Annotated in this window: 19 protein-coding genes; 1 reads left to right on the forward strand and 18 read right to left on the reverse strand. The window is 50.1% G+C overall.

From position 1 onward, the window contains the following. Positions 1-10: 10 nt before the first annotated feature. The 4 genes from ACO0K3_RS06285 to ACO0K3_RS06300 all read right to left on the reverse strand — a co-directional run bounded on the left by ACO0K3_RS06285 (position 11) and on the right by ACO0K3_RS06300 (position 6,729). Positions 11-1,648, reverse strand: a complete 1,638-nt coding sequence (locus ACO0K3_RS06285) for a CHASE domain-containing protein (RefSeq protein ID WP_422982925.1) — start codon at positions 1,646-1,648, stop codon at positions 11-13. Next, positions 1,642-2,373: a substrate-binding periplasmic protein gene (locus tag ACO0K3_RS06290; RefSeq protein ID WP_422983180.1), complete on the reverse strand. Its 732-nt coding sequence runs from the start codon at positions 2,371-2,373 to the stop codon at positions 1,642-1,644. The genes ACO0K3_RS06285 and ACO0K3_RS06290 overlap by 7 nt, the downstream gene beginning before the upstream one ends. 352 nt (positions 2,374-2,725) lie before the next feature. Next, positions 2,726-5,581 (reverse strand): preprotein translocase subunit SecA, encoded by a 2,856-nt coding sequence (gene secA, locus ACO0K3_RS06295; RefSeq protein ID WP_422982927.1) that lies wholly within the window; start codon positions 5,579-5,581, stop codon positions 2,726-2,728. Between the two features lie 197 nt (positions 5,582-5,778). Then, on the reverse strand, positions 5,779-6,729 hold the full coding sequence (locus ACO0K3_RS06300) for a M23 family metallopeptidase (RefSeq protein WP_422960887.1): 951 nt from the start codon (positions 6,727-6,729) through the stop codon (positions 5,779-5,781). Positions 6,730-6,820: 91 nt separating this feature from the next. On the opposite strand from ACO0K3_RS06300, the gene ACO0K3_RS06305 reads away from it, so the two are divergent. Continuing rightward, the gene (locus ACO0K3_RS06305) at positions 6,821-7,324 is read left to right on the forward strand and encodes a DciA family protein (protein WP_422982929.1); all 504 of its coding nucleotides are present in this window, start codon (positions 6,821-6,823) and stop codon (positions 7,322-7,324) included. Positions 7,325-7,603: 279 nt separating this feature from the next. Here ACO0K3_RS06305 and lpxC read toward each other — a convergent pair whose 3' ends face one another. From lpxC to ACO0K3_RS06375, 14 genes are all read right to left on the reverse strand, one after another. Continuing rightward, positions 7,604-8,542, reverse strand: coding sequence for a UDP-3-O-acyl-N-acetylglucosamine deacetylase (lpxC, locus tag ACO0K3_RS06310; RefSeq protein WP_422955864.1), 939 nt, complete (start codon positions 8,540-8,542; stop codon positions 7,604-7,606). A gap of 141 nt (positions 8,543-8,683) precedes the next feature. Beyond that, on the reverse strand, positions 8,684-9,190 hold the full coding sequence (locus tag ACO0K3_RS06315; protein ID WP_422982931.1) for a peroxiredoxin: 507 nt from the start codon (positions 9,188-9,190) through the stop codon (positions 8,684-8,686). Positions 9,191-9,377: 187 nt separating this feature from the next. Then, the gene (gene ftsZ, locus ACO0K3_RS06320) at positions 9,378-10,574 is read right to left on the reverse strand and encodes a cell division protein FtsZ (RefSeq protein WP_422960889.1); all 1,197 of its coding nucleotides are present in this window, start codon (positions 10,572-10,574) and stop codon (positions 9,378-9,380) included. Positions 10,575-10,719: 145 nt separating this feature from the next. Beyond that, positions 10,720-11,952 carry a cell division protein FtsA gene (gene ftsA / locus ACO0K3_RS06325; RefSeq protein ID WP_422955717.1) on the reverse strand — a complete coding sequence of 411 codons (1,233 nt, stop codon included), beginning with the start codon at positions 11,950-11,952 and terminating at the stop codon, positions 10,720-10,722. 4 nt (positions 11,953-11,956) lie between these two features. Beyond that, positions 11,957-12,736 (reverse strand): cell division protein FtsQ/DivIB, encoded by a 780-nt coding sequence (locus ACO0K3_RS06330; RefSeq protein ID WP_422982933.1) that lies wholly within the window; start codon positions 12,734-12,736, stop codon positions 11,957-11,959. Between the two features lie 3 nt (positions 12,737-12,739). Then, positions 12,740-13,714, reverse strand: a complete 975-nt coding sequence (locus ACO0K3_RS06335; RefSeq protein WP_422982935.1) for a D-alanine--D-alanine ligase — start codon at positions 13,712-13,714, stop codon at positions 12,740-12,742. 145 nt (positions 13,715-13,859) lie between these two features. Then, on the reverse strand, positions 13,860-15,266 hold the full coding sequence (gene murC, locus ACO0K3_RS06340) for a UDP-N-acetylmuramate--L-alanine ligase (RefSeq protein WP_422982937.1): 1,407 nt from the start codon (positions 15,264-15,266) through the stop codon (positions 13,860-13,862). Between the two features lie 35 nt (positions 15,267-15,301). Then, positions 15,302-16,396, reverse strand: coding sequence for an undecaprenyldiphospho-muramoylpentapeptide beta-N-acetylglucosaminyltransferase (murG, locus tag ACO0K3_RS06345; RefSeq protein WP_422982939.1), 1,095 nt, complete (start codon positions 16,394-16,396; stop codon positions 15,302-15,304). Further along, positions 16,393-17,625: a putative lipid II flippase FtsW gene (gene ftsW / locus ACO0K3_RS06350; RefSeq protein WP_422982941.1), complete on the reverse strand. Its 1,233-nt coding sequence runs from the start codon at positions 17,623-17,625 to the stop codon at positions 16,393-16,395. The genes murG and ftsW overlap by 4 nt, the downstream gene beginning before the upstream one ends. Next, the gene (gene murD, locus ACO0K3_RS06355; RefSeq protein ID WP_422982943.1) at positions 17,625-19,178 is read right to left on the reverse strand and encodes a UDP-N-acetylmuramoyl-L-alanine--D-glutamate ligase; all 1,554 of its coding nucleotides are present in this window, start codon (positions 19,176-19,178) and stop codon (positions 17,625-17,627) included. Before murD ends, ftsW begins: the two co-directional genes overlap by 1 nt. A gap of 95 nt (positions 19,179-19,273) precedes the next feature. Beyond that, the gene (mraY, locus tag ACO0K3_RS06360; protein WP_422982945.1) at positions 19,274-20,443 is read right to left on the reverse strand and encodes a phospho-N-acetylmuramoyl-pentapeptide-transferase; all 1,170 of its coding nucleotides are present in this window, start codon (positions 20,441-20,443) and stop codon (positions 19,274-19,276) included. 1 nt (position 20,444) lies between these two features. Then, positions 20,445-21,842 (reverse strand): UDP-N-acetylmuramoyl-tripeptide--D-alanyl-D-alanine ligase, encoded by a 1,398-nt coding sequence (locus ACO0K3_RS06365; protein ID WP_422982947.1) that lies wholly within the window; start codon positions 21,840-21,842, stop codon positions 20,445-20,447. Then, positions 21,842-23,404, reverse strand: coding sequence for a UDP-N-acetylmuramoyl-L-alanyl-D-glutamate--2,6-diaminopimelate ligase (locus tag ACO0K3_RS06370; protein WP_422982949.1), 1,563 nt, complete (start codon positions 23,402-23,404; stop codon positions 21,842-21,844). The genes ACO0K3_RS06365 and ACO0K3_RS06370 overlap by 1 nt, the downstream gene beginning before the upstream one ends. Beyond that, entirely contained in the window at positions 23,404-25,149 is a 1,746-nt protein-coding gene (locus ACO0K3_RS06375; RefSeq protein WP_422983182.1) for a peptidoglycan D,D-transpeptidase FtsI family protein, read from the reverse strand. Before ACO0K3_RS06375 ends, ACO0K3_RS06370 begins: the two co-directional genes overlap by 1 nt. Positions 25,150-25,160 lie beyond the last annotated feature (11 nt).

Genomic DNA, 25,160 nt, shown 5'->3' on the forward strand with positions numbered 1-25,160 from the left:
GATCCTGCGGTCAAGATGGTGTAAATACCTGCACCATATCGCGGCCTAATTCTTTGGCGCGATACATCGCAATATCAGCATGACGCGAAAGCTCGATATCATCCTGCGCATGCTGCGGGTACAACGCAATGCCGATGCTACACGACACATGCAGCAGATGACCACCAGCGACCTCGAAAGGCTCGCACAGTGCCTGTCGGATCTTTTCCGCGACCAGCAAGGCGTCCTGCTCATGCTCGATAACAGGCAAAAGTATGACGAATTCATCGCCTCCCATACGAGCAACGGTGTCAGACTCGCGGACGCAGCGCAGCATCTTTTCGGCAACAGCCCGCAGTAACAAATCACCGACGTGATGCCCTAGGCTGTCGTTAATTGGCTTAAACTCATCCAGATCCAGGTACATCAATGCAAGCAGGTGTTTGTCACGCTTGGCAACGGTAATGGCATGTTGCAGACGATCGCGAAACATCGCGCGATTCGGCAAACCCGATAACTCGTCATACTGTGCCAGATACCGGAAGCGCGCTTCACTCTCACGCAGTTCTCTGGTCATTTCACGTGCCAGATTCAAGGCACGTTCACGACCGGAAACCAGTTGCCAGGTCAATAGGCACATCAACATACTCAACGTAACGCCGATCATGGCGATCAGCCCGGATTTATCCTTGCCGAGATGCTCTTCAAAACCAGGTAAGGCCGTAATCACGACCGACCAGGAACGTCCGCCGTTCGCGAGATATTCGGTCACTTCAATGGTGTGATCTTTTGGGGAGAACATGTTTATCACAGAGGTCCGTCCTGATTTGATTGGCGCCATATTCAGAGATTCAAGCCGCAAGGATTCGTACATCAGATTGCTGGCTGAGGTCTCAATCCCATCGTAAATCCGGACCGCAGTTGCGCGCGGTGTCTCACCATATAGACTCGCCATCAGATCATCCATACGAAAAGGGGCGAACACCCAGCCAACCAGACTACTACGGCGTGCTTCGGGACTATCCGGTACAACACCGTCTTTATAGACGGGCAAATACACGTAAAAACCCTTGTGCAGACTGACTTTATCGTCATGAGACAAATTCAGCATACCGGTAATCGCCAGAGTACCGGCATCGCGGGCACGCTCCAGAGCGGCTCTGTGCACAGGGTCGGACATGGCGTCGAAGCCTAGCTGGCGACGATTGCGCTCCAGTGATGGCTCGATCTGTATGAACGGCGCCATCCATGTCTGGGTAGAGCGAGTGGCGGTCGCCAACGGATACAGTTGATAATCAGTGATACCTTGCTGCCGCATGGAGAGCACATGCTGTTCCAGTTTGCCGGATTCGACTGCGAGGGCGATGCCTAGCCCTTCCATGCCAACATAATCAGCGCCTAATTGCAGTAAATTAACGTAGTTGGCAAAGTCCTTGCGCTTGACGACATCCGACATACCGAATACCGCCTGTGCGCCACGCAAAACCTGCTCACTGGCAGCGAGCCGCTGTTCGATACGGCTCGCTACATCACGAGCGCTGAAGTCCAGTGTGGTGCGGGTATCAAGCCAGGCATTGGTTTTTTCGTGACGCCAGAGCGCATAGGTGACGCCCAGCGAAATACACAGGACGACGGCTACAGTCAGGCGGCGGCTGAGACTGCTTACCATGATAGATAGAAGTTAACCATTGCATTAGCCAATTCTGGCTTGAAGTATTTTTCAAAAATCGCCAGCACCGTGCCATCGTCACGCATGCCCTTGATCAGACTGCGCCACTTTTCCTGCTCTGCGGCACTCAAGGATTTTTTCGACATAATCAGACCGTGCGGAATCGGCGGGTCATTCGTTTCTATGATGGTAGTGAGGTCGCGGATCGACATGGTTTCGACCTGAGAATAATCGAAAGGCTCAATGATCATGCCATGAATCCGCTTGCTTGCCAGCGCTTGATATAAAGGTTCCAGCGCAGAGGCATAGGTAACACGCTGCCCGGCGTGCAATTTATCTACCAGCCGGTTCGCACTTGGGCCATACCTGAATGAGCGTATCGCCCCCAACTGCAATGCAGGATTATCATCAAAATCCGCAAGCTGTTTGACCTGCACGTCTTTACGCACCAGCAAGTAATATTTATTTGAAAAATACCAGGCAAATGCCGCATAGCGATCGCGCTCGTCATTACGGATACCGGACAGGCTGAAGTCGAGTGCCCCCGATTCGATCAACTGCCAGATCCGGGCTCGCGGCAGTACGCTAACCGTTATTTTGCAACCGCTACGTCGCATCAGTTCATCGGCAATATCTTTATCAATGCCAGCACCAGTCTGGGATGAGTACAACAAACCGTGCTCATGTAAGGCCAGCGTCAAAGGGCGCGGGCAATCAAACGCCATCGCCGCAGGCGCGAATAAGATGGCAGCAAAAGCGGCGAGCCAGAGTGATTGCAGGAATTTTGGTATAGGTGGTGTTTTCACATGCAAACTTTAAAAGACTACAAAGCCTGAGAAGCGTTTAACCAAGGAAAAACCAATCTGAGCTTATTGTATAACAGGCAAAGTACGAGGCTGTATTTATCGTTTAATTGCGATTGGTGCTTTACGCCCTATGCTGTATGCCGTGTGTCCCATACCTATATCGCGATAATGTTGCATGAGATCCTGACCCTAGACATAAAAAAGGCGGATATCTCCGCCTTTTTATTGATACTGCCTAAAACCTACCGATGCGTTTATCCGCCTCGTTTACTCAGGCTAATTTGCCGTGGCATTGTTTGAACTTCTTGCCGCTACCGCAAGGACATGGATCATTGCGGCCAACGGAGAAGGCATACTCACCCTGAGCTTGGTCAGGATTCAGCTTGCCGTGGCATTGTTTGAACTTCTTGCCACTGCCGCACGGGCAAGGATCATTGCGACCAACTTTGAGAACATATTGCGTCTGGCCAGATTCCGGATTTGCTGTGGGAGCCAGCATTTCTTCCGGTGACGCATTCGCATCAAAATCGGCGTGCTGATAATGCACGTTTTCGACTTGCGACTGTGCCAGTTGCTGCTCGGCCGCTTCGATCTCGTCACGCGACTGGATACGCACGGTAACAATCGTACGCACCACTTCATTTTTGATCAGATCGAGCATCTGGCCAAACAGTTCAAATGCTTCGCGCTTGTATTCCTGCTTAGGATTTTTCTGTGCGTAACCACGCAAATGGATACCTTGGCGCAAGTGATCCAGTGCGGCCAGATGTTCGCGCCAGTGAGAGTCAATGCTCTGCAACATGATGCTGCGCTCAAAGCCTGCGAATGCATCCTTACCGACCAAAGCCACTTTTGCTTCGTAGGCCGCATCTGCAGCTTTTTGGACACGCTCCAGAATGTCTTCGTCATTCAGATTCGGTTCCGCTTCGAGCATGCTTGCCAAAGGAATATCCAGAGCCCATTCACTTGCCAGCACCGATTGCAAAGCCGGGATATCCCATTGCTCTTCAACAGATTCGGCTGGCACGTGGGCACGCACAACATCATAGAACATACCGGCACGCAAAGACGAAATCAGCTCAGACATGTCCTGTGCCTCTAACAATTCATTACGTTGCTGGTAGATGACTTTACGCTGATCGTTGGCGACGTCATCGTATTCCAACAATTGCTTACGTACGTCGAAGTTACGCGCCTCTACTTTGCGCTGAGCGGATTCGATCGAACGTGACACGATACCTGCTTCGATCGGTTCGCCTTCGGGCATCTTCAAGCGATCCATGATGGCGCGTACGCGATCGCCTGCAAAAATACGCAGCAACTGATCATCCAGCGACAGATAGAAACGGGAAGAACCAGGATCACCCTGACGACCGGAACGACCACGCAACTGGTTATCGACGCGTCGCGATTCATGGCGCTCGGTACCGACGATATGCAAGCCACCGGCATTGACAACGTGTTCATGCAGCGATTGCCATTCATCACGCAATTGCTGCGCTTTTTCCTGTTTGACTGCGTCGGACAGTGTTTCATCTGCCTCGATCAGTTGCACCTGTTTGGCGACGTTACCGCCCAAGACGATATCAGTACCGCGACCGGCCATATTAGTCGCAATCGTGATACCTTTTGGACGACCTGCCTGAGCAATGATTTCCGCTTCGCGTGCATGCTGTTTTGCGTTCAGCACGTTATGCGGCAATTTGGCTTTATCCAGAATGCCGGATAACAATTCAGAATTTTCAATCGAGGTAGTACCAACCAATACCGGCTGACCACGCTCGTAGCAATCCTTGATGTCGATCAGCATGGCATTGTATTTTTCTTCGGCGCTCTTGTAGACCTGATCCTGACGATCTTTACGCTGCGAAGGACGGTTCGGTGGAATCACGACGGTTTCCAGACCGTAGATTTCCTGGAATTCGTAGGCTTCTGTATCGGCTGTACCGGTCATGCCGGACAAGCGGTTATACATACGGAAGTAGTTCTGGAAGGTAATCGATGCCAGTGTCTGGTTTTCGTTTTGAATCTTGACGCCTTCTTTGGCTTCCACCGCTTGATGCAAACCATCTGACCAGCGACGGCCCGTCATCATACGGCCAGTGAATTCATCGACAATCACGATTTCGTTGTCTTGCACCACATAGTGCTGATCGCGGAAATACAGTGCATGGGCGCGTAATGCCGCATACAGATGATGAATCAACGTGATATGTGCTGCGTCGTACAGAGATGCGCCTTCAGGCAACAAACCCATCTGGGTCAGGATACGTTCGGCATTGTCGTGACCAGCTTCGGTCAGCAAAACCTGATGCGATTTTTCATCTTTGGTATAGTCACCCGGAACTTCAATCGTGCTTTTTCCGTCCGGAGTTTCTTCACCGATCTGCAAGGTCAGCAGCTTCGGCACTTCATTGATTTTGTAATACAGCTCAGTGTGATTCTCTGCCTGACCGGAGATAATCAGCGGTGTCCGCGCCTCATCGATCAAAATGGAATCGACCTCATCGACCACTGCGAAATTCAGGCTGCGCTGGACGCGGTCCTTGGCTTCGTACACCATGTTGTCACGCAGGTAGTCAAAACCGAATTCGTTGTTGGTACCGTAGGTAATATCAGAAGCGTAAGCGACCTGTTTCGCATCATGTTCGAGCTGAGACAGATTGACGCCCGTACTTAATCCGAGCCAGCTATATAATTTACCCATCCATTCGGCATCGCGCTGCGCCAGGTAATCATTGACGGTGACAACGTGCACGCCCTTGCCTGACAATGCGTTCAGGTAGGTCGGCAAAGTCGCCATCAAAGTTTTACCTTCGCCGGTGCCCATTTCAGCAATTTTGCCGTAATGCAGCACCATGCCGCCTATCATCTGCACGTCAAAATGGCGCATTTTGAGAACGCGCTTACTGGCTTCGCGGCAAACCGCAAATGCTTCCGGCAAGATCGCATCCAGGGTTTCGCCATTCTCGACGCGGGTTTTAAACTCCGCAGTCTTGGCCTGCAAGGCCTCATCCGACAAGGCTTCCAGCTTGGGTTCCAATGCGTTGATGTCACGCACGGTTTTTTGGTACTGCTTCAAGAGCCGCTGATTGCGGCTACCGAATATTTTGGTCAGGAATGACATGCTATGAATGGATGAATGAATTCTGAAAAAAAATTGCCGCTTGATCAAAAATAATTTGAAAAATTGATTTTGCAACAACAATAAGCTAACACAAGTAAACGTCGGATTTTAACATGGCAACGCTGGTCACTAGCAATTGCTCAATGACAAAGTGACATATGTAGGAGGATTTGGAGGCAAATTTACCAAAAACAAGTTTATTTTTGGCTAATCGCTGCCATGTCAGCCTGATTCGCACCCGCGTTCAAGAATTTGCTCGGGTTTTGCGGCACGCCTTTGACATGTACCTCGAAATGCAGATGTGAGCCCGTGGAACGTCCGGTGGAGCCGATGTCAGCAATGTGCTGACCCCGCTTGACGATATCACCGACTTTGACATACACCTTCGAGGTATGTGCGTAGCGGGTCATGATTTCGCCGCCATGATCAATTTCTATCATATTGCCAAATTGCGGATGAAACTCTGCTGCAATCACTACACCACCCGCAGCAGCGACAATCGTCGTTCCAGTTGGCGCAGGAAAATCAATTCCTTCATGAAAGGCACTGCGACCGGAGAAAGGATCAAGCCGCCAGCCAAACGTAGACGCGTTGTAGCTCGCATTCACCGGAGAAATCGTCGGCAATAATTTTGACTGCACTTTAAAACCCATCAATTTCGTCTCGACCACATTCATATAATCAGAACGATGTTCGACATCTTTTGCCATGGCATCCAGCGCTGCCTGAAACTCTGTCATAGTCAATTCCCGCGGTGCGACTGACGACGTTTCTGCGCCACCACGTCCGGGCAATTCGCGGAAATTAAATTCCTCTGGCTTGACGCCAGCCAGACCCTGCACCCGCTCGCCCAGTGCGTCCAGACGTATTAGCTGGGCCTGCATTTCACCGAGCTTGACGGCCATGGCGGCGATATTTTCTTTGACGTAGCGATCCTTCGCATTCGGGTCATTCGCCACGGCAACCGGCACAAAATCTCGTAAAAAGGGAATGTCGCCGCTGGCCAGGCGTAAGGTTAAAGCGGCCATCACGGCAGAGCAAATCATGGTTAACATTAAGAAACCAAGAATGCCGAAAATCAGGTGATTAGAACTAAGGGTAATAGACTTTGCTTTGGTGAAGCGCGAATGCATGACGATAATTTGCATCAATTCACTCCTGAAAAAGCGACAACCTCATAGCGACATGAGCAGATGCTGAGAGCGAACAAACCAGGCAGTTTGTGGTAAGGTTCCATCCATGCAAGCATCTTCACCACCTCCCTATCGAATCAACATCAAACGCGGACGAAAGTTGCCGGAAACCAGCGGTGCCGCCGATTTCTTGCGTAGCAACGAACAAATTTCGCCTCTCCTACCTACGATCAGGCGCAATGCCAAATTGCAAAAAGACTGCGGGAACCTGCTCCCCGCGATGTTTGAAGCCTGCGATGTACTGCAGTTAGAAGAGGGTCAGCTGACCCTGTCTGCACCCAACGCTGCCTTGGCCACCAAACTCAAACAACAGTGTCCAAAATTGCAAGACGGTTTACTACAGCGGGGATGGCAGATTAACGCAATCCGTATCAAAGTACAAGTCAGGCGAAAAGTCGAGCCCAAGCCTTATGTCAAGCAATGCAGCCTGTCCGACCGCGCTGTCAAAGCCTTTGATAATTTGGAAAATGCCTTAGAAAATACACCACAAAATGCAGATTTGAGAGCTGCTTTGCATAAGCTGGTGAAGCGGCATCAGTCAGGCACATAGCCTGACATTACTCGGACAAAAATAGAATCGTGGGGAGTATTTTTAAATCACTGCGTAAAACATGCGGTTTAAGTAGTATTTTCACCCATACTCATCCCCAGTATAGGATTTATAGTAAATAAGTTTGGGTGTAGTCCAGGTCCATCTTCGCCATGGTTCAGGCAGTCTACGGGCAGTTGCGGACTCTGGCGGCGAAACGGTAATGGCGCATGCCATTCAAGGCTTTTTTGTCTGGTACTGTTATTCAAGTTTGCGGGCAAACGAACATCGCTACCAGACTTAGGAAGACAACGCCCATTCACGCTGCTCTTGCAAACCGTAAGAATCCGGCGCATTTTCAATCGCATCGAAGCTCACAATTTCATAAGCATCAGGCTGTTCCAGCAAAACCCGCAATAACTGATTATTTAAGCCATGACCAGATTTATGCGCGGTATAACTAGCCAGCAAAGGATGACCGATCAGGTAGAGATCGCCGATGGCATCGAGAATTTTATGGCGGACAAATTCATCGTCAAAACGCAAACCATCTGCGTTCAGAATCCGGTATTCATCCATCACGATGGCATTTTCCATCGAGCCGCCGCGCGCCAGGCCGATTCCGCGCAGCATCTCTACATCTTGCATAAAACCGAAAGTACGCGCCCGGGCGACATCTTTGCTATACGAGACTTTGGCGAAATCGACTTCGGCCGTTTGCGTTGTCCCATCCACGGCCGGATGATTAAATTCGATAAAAAAATGCAATTTAAAACCGTCGAAAGGTTCCAGCCGCGCCCATTTTTCAGACTTACCGGTACCTTCACGAATTTCGACAGGCTTTAACACGCGAATGAATTTTTTGGCAGCTTCCTGCTCTTGCATGCCGGCCTGCTGCAACAGATACACGAACGAGGATGCAGAGCCATCCATGATAGGAATTTCTTCTGCGCTGATATCGATATACAGATTATCAATACCCAATCCTGCGCATGCTGATAACAAGTGCTCCACCGTAGAGACCTTCGCGCCATCGACGTTCAGCGTCGATGCCATACGGGTATCGCCGACATTCAAGGCGGTTGCCGGAAACACAACCGGAGGCACGAGATCGGTGCGTGTAAAAATGATGCCGGTATCAATAGCAGCAGGTCGCAGCACCAGGTCAACCCGGGTACCGGAATGCAAGCCGACACCGACGGTTTTAACAGTTTGTTTGATTGTTCTTTGTTTTAGCATCCCACCATTATAACGGTTGCTCAAAATCTTCGGTGGCAGTGGCTTGCTTTACAACAAAGCCTGCCACCATAAAAAAAGCCATAGGGTCGCTATGGCTTTTTTATGACGGAACATGGAGTCCCGCGGTAAAACTTAGGTGTCTTAACTCAGTTGCGCCAGCAAAGTCTCTGCATTGGATACCTCAAACTTGCCGCCCTCTTCCACATTCAATTGCGTCACGACGCCATCGACTGCCAGCAAAGAATAACGCTGGGAACGCACGCCCATACCGAATTTACTGAAGTCAGCATCCAGACCTAACGCCTTGCTAAAGTCAGCATTGCCGTCAGCCATCATGCGCACTGTGCCAGTCGCTTTCTGATCACGGCCCCATGCACCCATAACGAATGCATCATTGACGGAGATACACCAGATTTCATCAACACCTTTGGCTTTTAAATCGGTAGCGTGCTGTATATAACTGGGCACATGTTTCGCGGAGCAAGTTGGTGTGTAAGCGCCGGGCAAACCAAAAATCGCAATCGTTTTGCCTTTAGTCAGATCTTCTACCTTGAAGGTATTTGGTCCTAAAGAACAAGCTTCTGATTCGACTTCGATAAATTCTGCGAGGCTGCCTGCTGGCAATTTGTCACCGATCTTGATGCTCATGTTGCGCTCCTGATTTGTATGGGTTGATTCACGATATTCCCTCAGCGCCGCATTAAAAAATTAACTCATACTGCGCTCACTGAGGCTGGTGCGTCAGTATGCCTTAGTCTGCTATTTCGTGCAGAAAGCAAAACGCCAGCACAGAGGCTGGCGTTTTGTTGATGCTGAGGTTCAGATACGACGGATCTTAGTCAGCTTGCTTGCGCAGGAAGGCTGGAATGTCGTAAGTCTCCATTCCATTTTTTTCTAAAGCACGTACGGTATCAGAGGCAGATTCACGACGCCATACTGCTGGCTTGCTCAAGCCGTCAAACGCTGGCGCAGCCATGCCCGTTGTAGTTGTCGCCGCAGACGCCATCACTGGTGATGCCATCATTGGTTCATTGTGCGTACCGGTACGCAGCATCGGTGTTTGTACCAGCTGGATATTTTTCTTGCCACGACCCAGACCGGTTGCAACAACGGTCACGCGGATGTCGTCACCCATCGTATCGTCATACGCAATGCCTTGAGCAATCGAAGCATCTGGTGCGGCGAATGCGCGAACTGCCGCCATAACTTCCTTGATCTCTTTACCCTTGAGACCACGGCTGGCTGTCACATTGACCAGGACACCGCGCGCGCCTGACAGGTCGATACCATCCAATAGTGGTGATGCAACTGCCTGCTCTGCAGCAATACGCGCACGATCGACACCGGATGCTGTCGCCGTGCCCATCATCGCCTTACCTTGCTCACCCATGATGGTTTTCACGTCATTAAAATCGACGTTGATATGACCAGGTACATTGATGATTTCGGCGATACCGGCAACTGCATTGTTCAACACATCGTCGGCGTGTTGCAGCCATTCGATCATGCTGTCATCTTCATAGATCTCTTCGAGTTTTTCGTTCAGGATGATGATCAGTGAATCAACGTGCTGCGACAAAGCTTCCAGACCTTCGTCGGCGATGTCCATGCATTTTTTACCTTCGTAAGAAAATGGCTTGGATACGACGGCCACCGTCAACGCGCCCAGTTCTTTTGCCACTTGCGCGACCACCGGTGCAGCGCCAGTGCCAGTCCCGCCGCCCATACCGGCAGCGATAAACACCATGTGCGAACCACGCAATGCATCTTCAATCCGTGCGCGTGATTCTTCTGCAAGCTGGCGACCCACTTCAGGTTTCATGCCTGCACCCAGACCGGTCTCACCGATCTGAATCACGTTATGTGCTTTGGACTGCAACAAAGCCTGTGCGTCAGTGTTAGCAGCGATGAACTCAACTCCTGCCACACCTTTATTAATCATGTGCTGCACAGCATTGCCACCTGCGCCGCCTACGCCCACGACCTTGATTACGGTGCCTTGGGTAGCGTTATCAACCATATCGAACTCCATCATGACTCCTTTAGGTAGGCAGTTTTCAGTCGATAATCATCACGGTTCGTGCATGTGCGTGACGACTAGCGACTAATAACTGCAGATAAGAACATTATAAAATGATTACTACTATTTCCACTACAGTTTTCACACCAATTACTACTTAAAAATTCCCTAAAAACCACTCTTTCATACGCTGCCACACTGCTTTTGCAGAACCTTCTTGCCGTGTGACGATATGGCCGCGCATATACTGCTTCTTCGCTTCCAACAACAAACCTAAAACTGTCGCATAACGAGGGCTGCGAACGACATCAGCCAACTGTCCGGAATACACCGGCATACCCAAACGCGTGGGTTTCAAAAAGATGTCTTCTGCCATCTCAACCATGCCTGGCATGATCGCTGAACCACCGGTTAAAACGATACCGGATGACAGTACATCTTCATATCCGGATTCACGGACAACTTGATGGACCAGCGCAAATAATTCTTCGACACGAGGTTCGATCACAGCAGCCAGTGCCTGACGGGATAAAGAACGTGGACCACGATCGCCAAGGCCGGGTACTTCGAGCGTATCGGACGGATCAGCCAATACCTGCTTCGCCACACCAAAACGAATTTTGATTTCTTCCGCTTCGGATGTCGGCGTCCGTAATGCCATCGCGATGTCATTCGTGATCTGATCACCGGCAATTGGAATCACCGCGGTATGACGAATCGCACCTTCACTAAACACCGCTACGTCGGTAGTACCGCCACCGATATCGATCAGCACAACCCCAAGTTCTTTTTCATCTTTGGTCAATACCGCCTCAGCAGAAGCCATGGGTTGTAGTATCAGATCGGAGACCTCAAGGCCACAACGACGTACGCATTTGACGATGTTCTGTACTGCAGAGACGGCGCCAGTAACGATATGCACCTTAACCTCGAGACGAATACCGCTCATACCTATCGGCTCGCGCACATCGTCCTGACTATCGACAATAAATTCTTGTGGCAAGGTATGCAGCAATTGCTGATCAGTAGGAATATTGACTGCCTTAGCCGTCTCGATCACGCGCGAAACATCCGCAGCGGTGACCTCCTTATCCTTAATTGCCACCATACCGCTAGAATTGAAACTGCGGATATGGCTACCAGCAATGCCGGTATACACATGACGAATTTTGCAATCAGCCATCAGTTCAGCTTCTTCCAGAGCGCGCTGAATCGATTCGACGGTGGCTTCAATATTGACGACCACGCCTTTTTTCAGGCCTTTGGAATCATGCTGACCCAGACCGATCACTTCATGACGACCATCGGGCATCACCTCGGCCACCACCGCAACAATTTTGGAGGTGCCAATATCAAGGCCGACTATCAGGTTTTTTGCATCTTTTGTCATGTACTTACTTTCGTTTAACCTTAAGCTTTGGATTAATTCCAAAGGCATTGTGACTGGATTTCAGCGCAAGGCCATTGGGATAACGCATATCCACACTTTCAATACTGTCCTGCAAACTGGCGACTAACTGCGGGTACACCGTCAGCAAGCGATCAACCCGATTCTTTAAAGTCTGATCATCCTGCAACCTGCCCAACTCCACCCTCATTCCGTTATTTAATTTCAGACTCCATGCATAACGGCTTGAATACTGCACGACCTCAGGTGCCAGACTAATATTGGCAAACCATTGCTTAAAGTCGAGATAGCGTGCCAGTACTTCTTTTTCACTACCTTCTGGTCCTGCAAACGCAATCAACTCAGCGTCTTCTTCCGCTTCAGCCAGATTGGCAGTAAACACATCGCCCTTGACTGACATCAAGCGACCATCTTCACCCCAGGTGCCGAGTGCCTGATGTTCTTCCAGTGTCACGATCAGTTTATTCGGCCATTCTCTCTGCACACTGGCTTTGCGTACCCAAGGTACCGATTCAAAAGCTGTCCTGACATTGTCCAGATTCGTCGTAAAAAAATTTCCTCGCATCTTTGGCAGTGCGGTATCTCGAATCGTGAACGCATTCACATGCCGCAAAGCTGCCTGTTCTACACCTTCAACCCTGATCACTTTCAGCGTGAACATAGGCCGCTGCACTACCCACCAGATACCGGACATCAGCAATGCAAGTATAAAAACACCGAACAAAGCATTCGCTGTTGCATTCATTGACCTGATGTCTTGCCACATAACTTACTTATTACCTTCTTTACTGCCCTTGGACATTTTCAATCTTGCCGACCGCAAAATCGTGACGCATAAATCTTCATAACTCATCCCGACCGCACGCGCAGCCATCGGCACCAGTGAGTGCCCCGTCATACCCGGTGAGGTATTAATTTCAATCAAAAATGGCTCGTTATCAAACTTACGCAATAACACATCAACTCGTGCCCAGCCCTCACAATTTACGGCACGGTAAGCATCAACACACATCTCTTGTATTTTTGCCGTCAAGCCTGCGTCTAACGGAGCGGGACATAAATATTGCGTATCGTCGGTGAAATATTTGTTCTGATAATCGTAGTTACCATCCGGTGCAACGATCTCAATAATTGGTAAAGCATATGCGTGCTTACCCGTACCAAGAATCGCTACGGTCAGTTCGCGGCCCAAGATGAATTGTTCAGCCAATACTTCGTCATCGAACTGCGCTGCCAGTACATACGCTTCATGCATATCCGAATAACCATTCACCTTAGTGATACCGATCGTCGACCCCTCATGTGGCGGTTTCAAAATCAAAGGCAGACTCAGGCGGTCAGGAACCAGGCGCAATTCAGTTTCGGCATTTAACACTTCATAAGCCGGGGTGGTTAATTGATGGTTCTGCCAGATTTTTTTTGTAAAAATCTTGTCCATTGCAATCGCCGATGCCATCACGCCACTGCCTGTGTAGGGGATACCCAATTGTTCCAGCACACCTTGCAAACTACCGTCTTCGCCGAACCGACCGTGCAAGGCAATAAAGACGCGATCAAACTGCTGTTCAGCTAATTCCGCCAGACTACGTTCACCCGTATCGAACCCGTGTGCATCAACACCTTTGCTGCGCAGTGCTGCCAGCACACCAGTACCAGACATGATAGATACCTCGCGCTCAGCGGAACGTCCGCCAAACAGCACGCCAACTTTACCCAATTCTTTTACATTCTCAATGTCATTCATGACGGCATCTCTGCTTAAGTTCAATATGTAGATTCAATGTTTTTACATGACCTGCTATTACTATTTTCTTGCCTGTTTTTATCCTGCCTGCACCCTGCGCATGTTGATGTTAATTTTGATTCGAATTTGGTTCTGATTTTTTACCTTACTTGTCACTGGCATTAGCCAGCTTGGCCGGCACAGCACTGATCGAGCCAGCGCCCATGACGATCAACACGTCACCATCTTTTAGTACATGCAAAATATTATCCGGCATGTCTTGTATCGCCTCGACAAAAACAGGTTCTACTTTGCCTGTGACACGCAAGGCTCTTGCCAGAGCACGGCCGTCGGCAGCGACAACAGGTGCTTCGCCTGCGGCATACACTTCGGCCAGAACAACCGCATCGGCAGTTGAAATAACCTTGACGAAGTCCTCAAACAAATCACGGGTACGAGTATATCGATGCGGCTGAAACGCCAGTACCAGACGGCGACCAGGGTAGGCGCCGCGAGCAGCTGCCAGTGTTGCCGCCATCTCTACCGGATGGTGTCCATAGTCATCGACTAACGCAAAGCTACCTGCGGATTTACCATCGGCGTCAGCTAAGTTAATCTCGCCATAGCGCGTGAAGCGACGGCCAACACCATGAAATTCACTCAATGCTTTTTGAGTTGCCTCATCTGCCACACCGACCTCACGTGCAATCGCAATCGCTGCACAAGCATTTTGTACATTGTGCATACCGGGTTGATTCAGGCTGACCTGCATTGCTTCATAACCGTCCTGAATTACCGTGAACTGCATCACACCACCGACGGCTTTTGCATCAACGGCGCGGATATCGGCTTCTTCATGAAAACCATAAGTCACGATAGGCTTAGAAATAAACGGCATGATTTCACGTACATGCACATCGTCGAGACATAACACCGCGACGCCATAAAACGGCAGCCGTTGTGTGAATTCAATAAACGCTTGTTTCAATTTACCGAAATCATGCTCATACGTTTCCATATGATCAGCATCAATATTGGTAATGACCTCAATCACCGGTAACAAATTCAAAAACGATGCGTCGGATTCATCAGCTTCCGCGACAATGAAATCACCGCTACCAAGTTTGGCATTAGCGCCAGCACTATTCAAACGGCCACCGATCACGTAGGTAGGATCGAAACCACCTTCGGCCAAAATACTGGCAACCAGACTAGTAGTCGTTGTCTTGCCATGGGTACCTGCAATTGCGATGCCACTTTTCAGGCGCATCAACTCTGCCAGCATCACTGCACGCGGAACGATAGGTATATGTTTTTCGCGGGCAGCGATAACTTCCGGGTTATCTGCTTTGACGGCGGTAGAAGTAACGATCGCATCGGCACCGGCGATATTGTCAGCGGCATGGCCGAGCATGACCTTAGCACCTAGATTTGCCAATCGCTGTGATGCTGCGTTAGTTCCCAGGTCAGATCCGGAAATCGTATATCCCAGATTCAGCAACACCTCTGCGATACCACTCATCCCGGAGCCGCCAATGCCGACGAAGTGAATATGTTTAACTTTATGTTTCATAGCTTATGTTTTATAGGTCGATCGCATCTAGCTTACTAACTGGCTAACTCGTTAGCACAAGCCAGTTGTTCTAATACTTGTGCAATAGTGTCGTTGGCTTGCCGCTGCCCTAAGGCATATGCAGTTTCAGCCATGGACAAGCATTGCGCTCTGCTCATGCTCTGTAGTTTTGCTGCCAGAGTTACTGCACTTAATTCGCTTTGGGGCAAATAAATAGCGGCCTTCTGTTCCGCCATCCATTGCGCATTATCTTTTTGATGTGAAGTACTTGATGCGACAAAAGGCACCAGAATACTTGCCACGCCTGCGGCGGTCAGTTCAGACACCGTGATTGCACCGGCACGGCAAATCACCAGATCCGCCTCAGCATAGCGACGCGGCATATCATCAATAAAATCCAGCACTTCCGCTACAACGTTCTCAGTCGCATAACGTGTACGCAAAGCATCAATATGTTTTTTTCCGGATTGGTGCGTCACTTGCGGCCTGTCCTGTTCAGGAATCAACGCCAATGCAGCGGGTACGCTATCGTTCAAGGCCTGCGCGCCAAGACTACCGCCAACAATTAATATTTTTAAAGCGCCACTTCTGTTTGCATAACGTTGTGCTGGTGCGGCCAGTGCGCATATTTCTTTGCGAATCGGATTGCCCGTGACCTGAATTTTTTTATCTTGCGCGAGATCACTGGAAGGCAGACCAAACAAGACACGCTTTGAAATCGGACGCAATAATTTGTTCGACAACAGTAAAGCAGCATCGGCGTTCATCAGCACAACAGGTTTGCCACACAACGCCGCCATCACTCCGCCAGGCACCGTGACATAACCACCCATGCCAAGTACGACATCTGGTTGACGCTTTCTTACAATACGCATGCATGTAAAAAAACTGGCAAGCAGTTTCAGTCCACCCGTCAGGCTATGCAGCAGTCCTTTTCCACGCATACCTGAGAAAGCAATCGTATCCATCGTCACACCGTGCTTAGGCACAATCTGGTTTTCCATCCCCGTAGTGGTGCCAAGCCAGGACACTTGCCAGCCACGCGCCTGCATCGTTTCGGCAATGGCCAGACCGGGGAAAATATGACCGCCGGTTCCTGCGGCCATAATTAATAATTTCTTTGCACTCATATGCGTCCCCCACGCATCAGGACACGGTTTTCATAATCAATTCGCAGTAAAATCGCCAGACCGACACAGTTAATCAGGACACCGGAACCGCCGTAGCTCATCAATGGCAAGGTCAGGCCTTTTGTGGGCAGCAAACCCAAATTCACACCCATATTGATAAAAGCCTGAACACCGATCCAGATACCAATACCTTTCGCAGTTAAGCCTGCAAAAGTTAAGTCAAGAGCAATCGCCTGGCGACCAATTTCAAACGCGCGTTTCAGAATCCAGTAAAACAACAGAACTACTGTCAGAACACCGACAAAACCCAACTCTTCGCCAATCACGGCAAGTAAAAAATCGGTATGTGCTTCCGGCAAATAATGCAATTTCTCGACACTCGCACCAAGGCCAACGCCAAACAATTCGCCACGGCCAAATGCAATCAGAGAATGCGTCAACTGATACGCCTTACCCAGCGCATGGTCATCATCAAATGGGCTGAGATAGGCAAAAATCCTCTCACGACGCCACGGTGACAACATAATCACCATACTAAAAATTCCCACCAGGGTCGCTGCAATACCACCAAACCAAATACCATTGATGCCGCCCAAAAACAAAATGCCCATGGCGACACAAACGATCACACCAAACGCCCCAAGATCCGGCTCCAGTAACAGTAGCAAGCCCACCACCCCAACTGCCGCCGCCATCGGCAAAAATCCTTTGGTCAGCTTATGCATGTATTCCTGTTTGCGAACCGTGTAATCTGCAGCGTACAAAACGACAAAAAGCTTCATCAATTCCGATGGTTGCAAATTAAATACTTTGAAAGACAACCAGCGTTTGGCACCATTTACACCTTTACCGAGTCCCGGAATCAAGACGGCAATTAGCAAAATCAAGGTCGCTACAAATAGATATGGCGCGATTTTTTGCCAGGTTGAGATACGGATCCTGAATACAAATAATCCAGCGATCAGAGACACGACAACAAACATCGCCTGGCGCATCAGGAAATGGGTGTTTTTGTAATTCGCATATTTAGGTGAATCCGGCAGTGAGATCGATGCGGAATACACCATGACCATACCGAACACCATCAGAATCAAAGTAACCCACACCAGGGGCTGATCGTATTCCATCATCGTCGAGCGTTTCGCCAAATGTGACGCAGCAACTGGCTCTGCCGAAAATGGCAACCACCTACTTGACGATGCTGCGAGTGACAGAATGGCTTGCTTCATCAGAACACCTCACCGCTGGAGAGGCCGATTTCTTTCACGGCGTCCACGAAAACCTGTGCGCGATGCCCATAGTTACGGAACATATCCAAACTAGCGCAGGCAGGTGACAGCAAGACGACATCGCCTTCATTTGCCAGCGCAGCCGCTGCCTGCACAGCCGATTCCAGCGTTGCATGATCGGTGACTACATCCTGCGTCAATTCACTATTGAACTGAATTGCCTGACGAATTGCCTGCGCATCTTTGCCTATCAGTAAAACGGCTTTAGCAAACTGCGTAATCTGAGAGGCCAAAGGAGAAAAATCTTGTCCTTTACCGTCACCTCCGGCGATCAGAATGATGCGCTTATTGAAGTCCGTTCCTGCACTGAGCTCCTGGCCCAATCCTTTCAGGGCTGCGACTGTCGCGCCTACATTCGTCCCTTTGCTATCATCGACATAGGTAACGCCAGCAATTGTCGCCACGACTTCGACACGATGCGGTTCGCCTTGATATTCACGCACGCCGTGGAGCAAAGGCGCGAACGATAAACCAATCGCCCGGCAGAGCGCCAATGCGGCAAGGACGTTACAGGCATTGTGTTGTCCACGAATTTTTAATGCATCGACCGGCATCAGGCGCGCAATCGTGAAGGGGATTTCTTCAACTTCTTTTTTCTTGCGACGACCTGTTACAGGTGCGACGTCCTCGCTGGCAACTGCTGCAGCGAGCCAGGTCATGCCATGCTCGCTCAGCAAACCCAGATCGTTTGCATGTTCTGGAGCAGAAATACCAAAACTAATCACATTGGTATCTGGACGCGCCATCGCCATTACCAGAGCATCGTCACGGTTCAGCACCTGTACCGCCTGCGTGCCAAAAATGCGCGCTTTGTCCGCACAGTATGCAGCCAGATCGCCATGCCAATCCAGATGATCCTGCGTGATATTCAATACCGTCGCAACATCTGGCTCAAGACTAAAAGTCGTATGTAACTGAAAACTGGACAATTCGAGCACCCAGACCTGCGGCAACTCACCGCACTCCAGACCTTCATGTGATAAGGCTTCGCGCTCTAATTCTTCACGCAATACATCGAGTACAGCCGGACTGATATTACCGGCAACTTTAGTAGACAGGCCAGCACGTTCACACAGTAAGCCCACCAGGCTGGTTACTGTAGTTTTGCCATTTGTACCTGTGATCGCAATGATTTTCGGGGAGTAATCACGCTCGGCTTTTAAGTCCGCTAAGGCTTGCGCGAATAGCTCAATCTCACCCCACACCGGAATATTTTTTTGCTTGGCCTCTGGTAACAAATTTGCTATTTCACGCAGAGGTGATAAACCTGGGCTAACGGCAATCGCATCAATTCCATCTAGCAAGGTCAGCGCAAATTCGCCACTGACAAATTCAATCTCAGGCGACAAAGCATTGAGTATTTCGAGACGATCCGGCTTAGCGCGGGTATCGGCAATACGCAAACGGGCACCGCAACGCAATAACCATTGCGCCATGGCCAGGCCGCTCTCGCCCAGACCTAATACCAATACGTTTTTGCCAGAAAAATTCATAGTGCTCTTTTTAATTATGTCGCTAATTTTGCTTCTATTTTTTACTAATTCTGTTGCTTCATGATGAGCCGGATCAGTTACTGTTTCAGCAAAGGCTAACGCAGCTTGAGCGAAGACAAACCGACCAGGACCAACATCATCGAAATAATCCAGAAACGCACAACAACCTGCGTTTCTTTCCAACCTTTTTGTTCAAAATGGTGATGCAGGGGCGCCATCAAAAACAATCTGCGACCAACACCGTAGCGCTTCTTGGTAAATTTAAAGTAGCCGACTTGCAAAATAATCGATACGGTTTCCACCACGAAAATACCGCCCATAATGAACAGAACAATTTCCTGACGGACGATCACCGCCACCGTGCCGAGTGCACCACCCAGTGCCAACGCACCGACATCGCCCATAAAGACCTGTGCAGGATGGGCATTGAACCAAAGGAAAGCCAGACCGGCACCTGCCATGGCACCACAGAAAATCAATAGTTCACCAGCACCCGGTATATGCGGTATCAGCAGGTATTTAGCGTAGCCAACATTACCCGTCAGATACGCAAATAAGCCCAGTGCAGAGCCGACCATAATCGTCGGCATGATCGCCAGACCATCAAGACCATCGGTAAAGTTCACGGCATTACTGGTTCCCACAATGACACAGTAAGTCAGTCCGATAAAACCCCAGACACCCAATGGATAGCTGATGGATTTAAAGAACGGCACGATCAGATCGGCTTTCGGTGGCAGATCCATACTGAAACCGGATTGCACCCAGGCGATAAATAATTCCAGCACCTTCGTATTCGACGGAGCTGACACGGTAAATGCGAGATAAAAGGCGGCAATAATCCCGATCACTGATTGCCAGAAATATTTCTCTCTGGAGCGCATTCCTTCCGGATCTTTATAAACCACTTTGCGGTAGTCATCCGCCCAACCAATTGCGCCAAATCCCAGAGTCACGATCAAGACAATCCATACAAAGCGATTACTCAGATCGGCCCATAACAAAGTCGAGATACCGATAGAAATCAAGATCAGTACACCGCCCATCGTCGGTGTACCCGATTTAACCAGATGTGTTTGCGGGCCATCGGTGCGCACGGCCTGTCCAACCTTCAGGCGGGTCAGCATGCGAATCACCGCAGGGCCTGCAAAAATACCGATAGAGATCGCCGTCAAGGTTGCGAACACCGCGCGAAACGTAATAAATCCAAAGACCCGCAAGAGGCCGAGATCTTGTTTGAAAAATTGTGCTAACCAAAGCAACATGTTAATGACTTCCTATTGATTGTTGTTTAGTCAGATGGGCAACGACGCGTTCCATTTTCATGAAACGGGAACCCTTGATCAGGATGGTGCTATTGCTGTCAATCGCGGCGTCAAGCGCGCTACACAGTTCAGCCACATCAAAGAAATGCTGCGCACTGGCGCCATAAGCTTGTGCCGTGTGCTGTGCCAATTCACCTAGTGTCAGCAACTGCGCAATGCCGCGCTCATGAGCGTAATGTCCAATTTCATCATGAAAAGCGACGCCGTCATCACCAACCTCACCCATGTCGCCAAGAACCAGGACGCTTGATTGTGAAGCGGGTGCCAGTACATCGATTGCGGCCCGCACTGAATCCGGATTTGCGTTGTAGGTGTCATCAATAATGCGTGCATTGTTATGGGCTTGCTTACTTTGCAAACGCCCACTGACGGGACTAAACGCCTGCAAACCAGTAGCAATCACCTCGCTCGGGACACCAATACTGTGGCAGCAAGCTGCGGCGGCTAGCGCATTACGCACGTTATGGACTCCGGCGGCGGCAAGCTTGATGTTGATGTCACTACCACCAATACGCATCTGCAGTTCACTACCGAAACTTTGCACCTGATAAATCGCGCTGACATCGGCGTCTGCGCTCAAGCCGAAGGTCACAATCTTGCGTTGTCCAGTCTCGTTAGCATAAGCACGCCATAAGTCTGAATACGTATCATCTGCCGGAAATACAGCGACACCATTGGCGGGTAACTGTCGTAACACGGTTCCATTTTCTTCAGCTACCGCCTGTACGGTCTGCATGAATTCCTGGTGCTCACGCTGCGCGTTATTGACCATGGCTACTGTTGCTTGCGCTACCGACGCCAGTACTGCGATCTCGCCAGGATGATTCATACCAAGCTCGAACACAGCAGCCTGATGTGACTTATTCAAACGCAATACCGTCAAAGGCACGCCGATCTCGTTATTCAGATTGCCACTGGTTGCAAGCGAATGTTCTTCGCCGACATAGGCAGTCAAAATTGCAGCGATCATTTCTTTTACGGTAGTCTTACCGTTACTGCCTGTGACGGCGATGACAGGCAAGCTAAATTGCTGCCGCCAATAACGGGCGATTTCCTGTAGTGCTAATAAAGTGTCCGGTACGATCAGTGCAGGCACAGCCAGATCCACCGGCACTTGTTCTGCCACAACAGCAACTACACCTTTTGCGACAACATCCGTCAAGAAGTCATGCGCGTCAAAATGTTCACCGCGCAAGGCAACAAATAAATCACCCGCAGTCACTTTGCGGCTATCGGTGGTTAATCCTGTCAGCACGGCATTGTCTGCACCGCTCGCAACCGCGCTATGTAAACGTGCATGACTCACTACAGCACACAATTGTTGAAGAGTTGTTTGCATCAGCTGCTCCTCTTCATATTGCCGCTGGTAGCAACGGTTGCCAATGCCAAGGCTGCGTGTTCTTCGTCTGAAAATGGCCATTTTTTGCCATTAATGTCCTGATAGCTCTCGTGCCCCTTACCTGCAAGCAGGACGACATCATTATTGCCAGCATGTTTGATCGCATACAGAATTGCAGAAGCCCGGTCTTCGATTGCATGCGGTGTACCACTCATCCCCTGGAGGATCTGAGCAATAATGTCGGCAGGACTTTCTGTTCGCGGATTATCACTGGTGACAACTGCATGATGTGCTTGTTGGGCAATCCTGCCCATCTGCGGACGTTTGCCCGGGTCCCGGTCACCACCACAACCAAATACACACCATAATTCGCCGTGACGCTCTTCAGCCACCTGCAGCAAAGTCTGGACAGTTTTTTCTAAAGCATCCGGTGTATGTGCATAATCGATTACCACCATCACATGGCCTGCAGTTCCTAATTGCTGCATACGCCCCGGAACCGAGGTCAGTTTTTCAATCACGCTCAGTGCCTTACTCCAGGCCACACCTGTTGCCAGTAACACGCTCAATACGCCGAGAACATTACTGACATTGAAGCGACCAATCATCTGCGTCTTGACCTGTCCGGATCCAAACGGGGAATCAATATGGAAGCTAGTTCCCGCATGGTGAGTGCGGATGTTACTGGCATAAATAACTTCGGCAGCATCATGCTGTTTTTGCTCAAGGCTATAAGCAAGCACACGGGTCTTTACTCGCTTGGCAGGTTCATTCGCTTTCAGATGCTGTATCAGCTCGACACCATAAGCATCATCTAGATTGAGCACGGCAACACCTAAATCAGGCCAGTCGAACAGGGCTGTTTTAGCTGCCGCATAAGCACTCATGTCGCCGTGATAATCGAGATGATCACGAGTCAGGTTCGTCAACAAAGCGACGTCAAAATGCAAACCGTTCAAACGGCCTTGATGCAAACCTATCGACGACGCTTCGATTGCCAAGGCTTTCGCTCCTGCATCACGCAAATCTGCCAGCCGGCGCTGTAGCTGTATCGCATCAGGAGTCGTAAAGCCCGTCTCAACCAGATTCGCCAGTGCACCGTCTCTATAATTGCCCACCCCCAGAGTGCCGATGACTGCACTAGTTTTACCCGTCAGTGACAGCGCCTTTGCCAGCCATTGCGAGCAAGAGGTTTTCCCGTTAGTGCCAGTGACTGCAATAGTCAGCATGTCGCGATCAGGCTCGGCATACCAGCCATTCGCAACCGAACCGAGTTGATCCTGCAACCCGGTTACTGCGAGATGCGGGATAGCCAAACTCGTATCCCAGGAAAAATTGCTGGCTTCGTAGACGACAGCAACGGCGCCATTATCAATTGCACTTTGAATGTGGCGACGACCGTCACCACTTACCCCATGAGTACCGTTGATGGGGAAGGCAAAAAACACATCGCCCTTCGCAATCGCACGAGAATCTGAACTCAAGTGCGAACGCGGTGTGACGGCTGGAAGCTGACGCAGCCATTTTAAAATTTCTGTCATTGGTTCTTTATGCTTGGTCATCACATACTCTCCTGCACACTGTTATCAGGAATAATGTTGATGACACTGGAATCTGGGGGAACGTTCATCGAACGTAAAATATTCGCAGTAATCGCGGCGAATACTGGCGCGGCAACCGTGCCGCCATAGTAGCCACCAGTTGTCGGCTCATCGATCATGACCGCAACGATGACACGGGGATTCGATACCGGCGCAAAACCGACGAAGTCACCGACGTATTTATTGACATACTTACCGCCTTCGATCTTGTGTGCGGTACCGGTTTTGCCGGCTACACGATATCCGGCGATACGCGCCTGAGTAGCGGTGCCGCCCGGCTCTGTGACGGTCTCCATCATCATGCGTAATTGCTGGGCAGTTTTTTCCGAAATCACACGATGACCGACGGGCTGATCCGATGATTTCTGAAACGTCAAAGGAATCATGTCGCCGTTACGAGCAAAAATCATATAAGCACGTGCCATTTGTATCAACGATACTGAAACACCGTGACCATAACTCATCGTTGCCTGCTCAATCGGACGCCAGGTTTTGTAATTACGCAAACGTCCTGCGACAGCACCAGGGAAACCAAATTTAGGTTGCTGGCCGAAACCGACGGTAGTGAACATCTCCCACATTTCTTGTGGCGGCATTTGTAATGCCATTTTTACCGTACCGATATTCGATGATTTTTGTATGACCTGGGCGACAGTCAGCACACCCTGTTTATGTGCATCATGGATAGTCGCCGTACCAATCGTCATGCTGCCTGGCGCTGTCTGGATTGGCGTATCCGGTGTAACACGACCAGTCTCCAGGGCCAATGCGACGGTGAATGGCTTCATCGTCGAGCCTGGCTCAAAAGTGTCGGTCATGACACGATTGCGCAATTGCGCACCAGTTAAAACTGAGCGGTCATTCGGGTTATACGAAGGCAAATTAACCAGTGCCAGCACCTCGCCGGTTTTGACATCCAAGACAACCGCACCACCAGCCTTGGCCTTGTGCTTTTCTACAGCTTCTTTCAAATGCGTATAGGCAATGTACTGCACTTTACTGTCAATCGAGAGGGTTAAATCTTTGCCGTCATGTGGCTCGCGGATCGATTCGATATCTTCGACGATGCGGCCAAGGCGATCTTTAATGACGCGGCGATTACCGGTCTTGCCCGCAAGGTTTTTTTCTGACGCCAGCTCAATGCCCTCCTGGCCGATGTCTTCCACATTCGTAAAACCTACTACGTGGGCCATGACTTCACCCTCCGGGTAGAAGCGTTTATATTCTTTACGCGTTTCAATACCGTTGATACCGAGCGCTACGATTTTTTCCGCGACTTCAGCTTCGACCTGACGTTTCAGGTAGACGAACTGACGGTCGGAATCCAGTTTTTTACGCAGTTCAGATTCAGACATATCGAGTAAAACAGCGAGCTGACGCAGCTTCTCTTTTGGCGCTTCCAGGACATCATCGGGAATCGCCCAGATCGCTTTAACAGGCACGGATGATGCAAGCACCTGTCCATTCCTGTCGGTAATACGGCCGCGTGTCGCAGGTAGCTCCAGCGTACGGGCATAGCGACTTGCGCCTTGTTTTTGCAAAAATTCGGTACTCATTCCCTGCAGCCACAAGGCGCGCGTAATCAGCGCTAGAAATGCAGCGAACAAGAAGAACAGCACCAGACGCGAGCGCCAGACCGGCAACTTCACTGCCAGCAAAGGGCTTGAGGAGAAGGGAATGCCTTTAGCAGCAGCGGTGCGTGACATAGTGGAAGCGC

This window comes from Undibacterium sp. Rencai35W (genome assembly GCF_049340185.1).
Lineage (GTDB): Bacteria > Pseudomonadota > Gammaproteobacteria > Burkholderiales > Burkholderiaceae_D > Undibacterium.

Excerpts from the sequence above, each read along its gene's own strand:
- ACO0K3_RS06335 (WP_422982935.1), bottom strand. The coding sequence starts at position 13,714 with ATGAATGACATTGAGAATGTAAAAGAATTGGGTAAAGTTGGCGTGCTG.
- ACO0K3_RS06375 (WP_422983182.1), bottom strand. The coding sequence starts at position 25,149 with ATGTCACGCACCGCTGCTGCTAAAGGCATTCCCTTCTCCTCAAGCCCT.
- lpxC (WP_422955864.1), bottom strand. The coding sequence starts at position 8,542 with ATGCTAAAACAAAGAACAATCAAACAAACTGTTAAAACCGTCGGTGTC.
- ACO0K3_RS06300 (WP_422960887.1), bottom strand. The coding sequence starts at position 6,729 with ATGCAAATTATCGTCATGCATTCGCGCTTCACCAAAGCAAAGTCTATT.
- ftsA (WP_422955717.1), bottom strand. The coding sequence starts at position 11,952 with ATGACAAAAGATGCAAAAAACCTGATAGTCGGCCTTGATATTGGCACC.
- ACO0K3_RS06315 (WP_422982931.1), bottom strand. The coding sequence starts at position 9,190 with ATGAGCATCAAGATCGGTGACAAATTGCCAGCAGGCAGCCTCGCAGAA.
- murC (WP_422982937.1), bottom strand. The coding sequence starts at position 15,266 with ATGAAACATAAAGTTAAACATATTCACTTCGTCGGCATTGGCGGCTCC.
- ftsZ (WP_422960889.1), bottom strand. The coding sequence starts at position 10,574 with ATGGAGTTCGATATGGTTGATAACGCTACCCAAGGCACCGTAATCAAG.
- ACO0K3_RS06330 (WP_422982933.1), bottom strand. The coding sequence starts at position 12,736 with ATGTGGCAAGACATCAGGTCAATGAATGCAACAGCGAATGCTTTGTTC.
- secA (WP_422982927.1), bottom strand. The coding sequence starts at position 5,581 with ATGTCATTCCTGACCAAAATATTCGGTAGCCGCAATCAGCGGCTCTTG.
- ACO0K3_RS06365 (WP_422982947.1), bottom strand. The coding sequence starts at position 21,842 with ATGCAAACAACTCTTCAACAATTGTGTGCTGTAGTGAGTCATGCACGT.
- ACO0K3_RS06285 (WP_422982925.1), bottom strand. The coding sequence starts at position 1,648 with ATGGTAAGCAGTCTCAGCCGCCGCCTGACTGTAGCCGTCGTCCTGTGT.
- murG (WP_422982939.1), bottom strand. The coding sequence starts at position 16,396 with ATGAGTGCAAAGAAATTATTAATTATGGCCGCAGGAACCGGCGGTCAT.
- ftsW (WP_422982941.1), bottom strand. The coding sequence starts at position 17,625 with ATGAAGCAAGCCATTCTGTCACTCGCAGCATCGTCAAGTAGGTGGTTG.
- ACO0K3_RS06290 (WP_422983180.1), bottom strand. The coding sequence starts at position 2,373 with ATGGCGTTTGATTGCCCGCGCCCTTTGACGCTGGCCTTACATGAGCAC.
- mraY (WP_422982945.1), bottom strand. The coding sequence starts at position 20,443 with ATGTTGCTTTGGTTAGCACAATTTTTCAAACAAGATCTCGGCCTCTTG.
- ACO0K3_RS06370 (WP_422982949.1), bottom strand. The coding sequence starts at position 23,404 with ATGACCAAGCATAAAGAACCAATGACAGAAATTTTAAAATGGCTGCGT.
- ACO0K3_RS06305 (WP_422982929.1), top strand. The coding sequence starts at position 6,821 with ATGCAAGCATCTTCACCACCTCCCTATCGAATCAACATCAAACGCGGA.
- murD (WP_422982943.1), bottom strand. The coding sequence starts at position 19,178 with ATGAATTTTTCTGGCAAAAACGTATTGGTATTAGGTCTGGGCGAGAGC.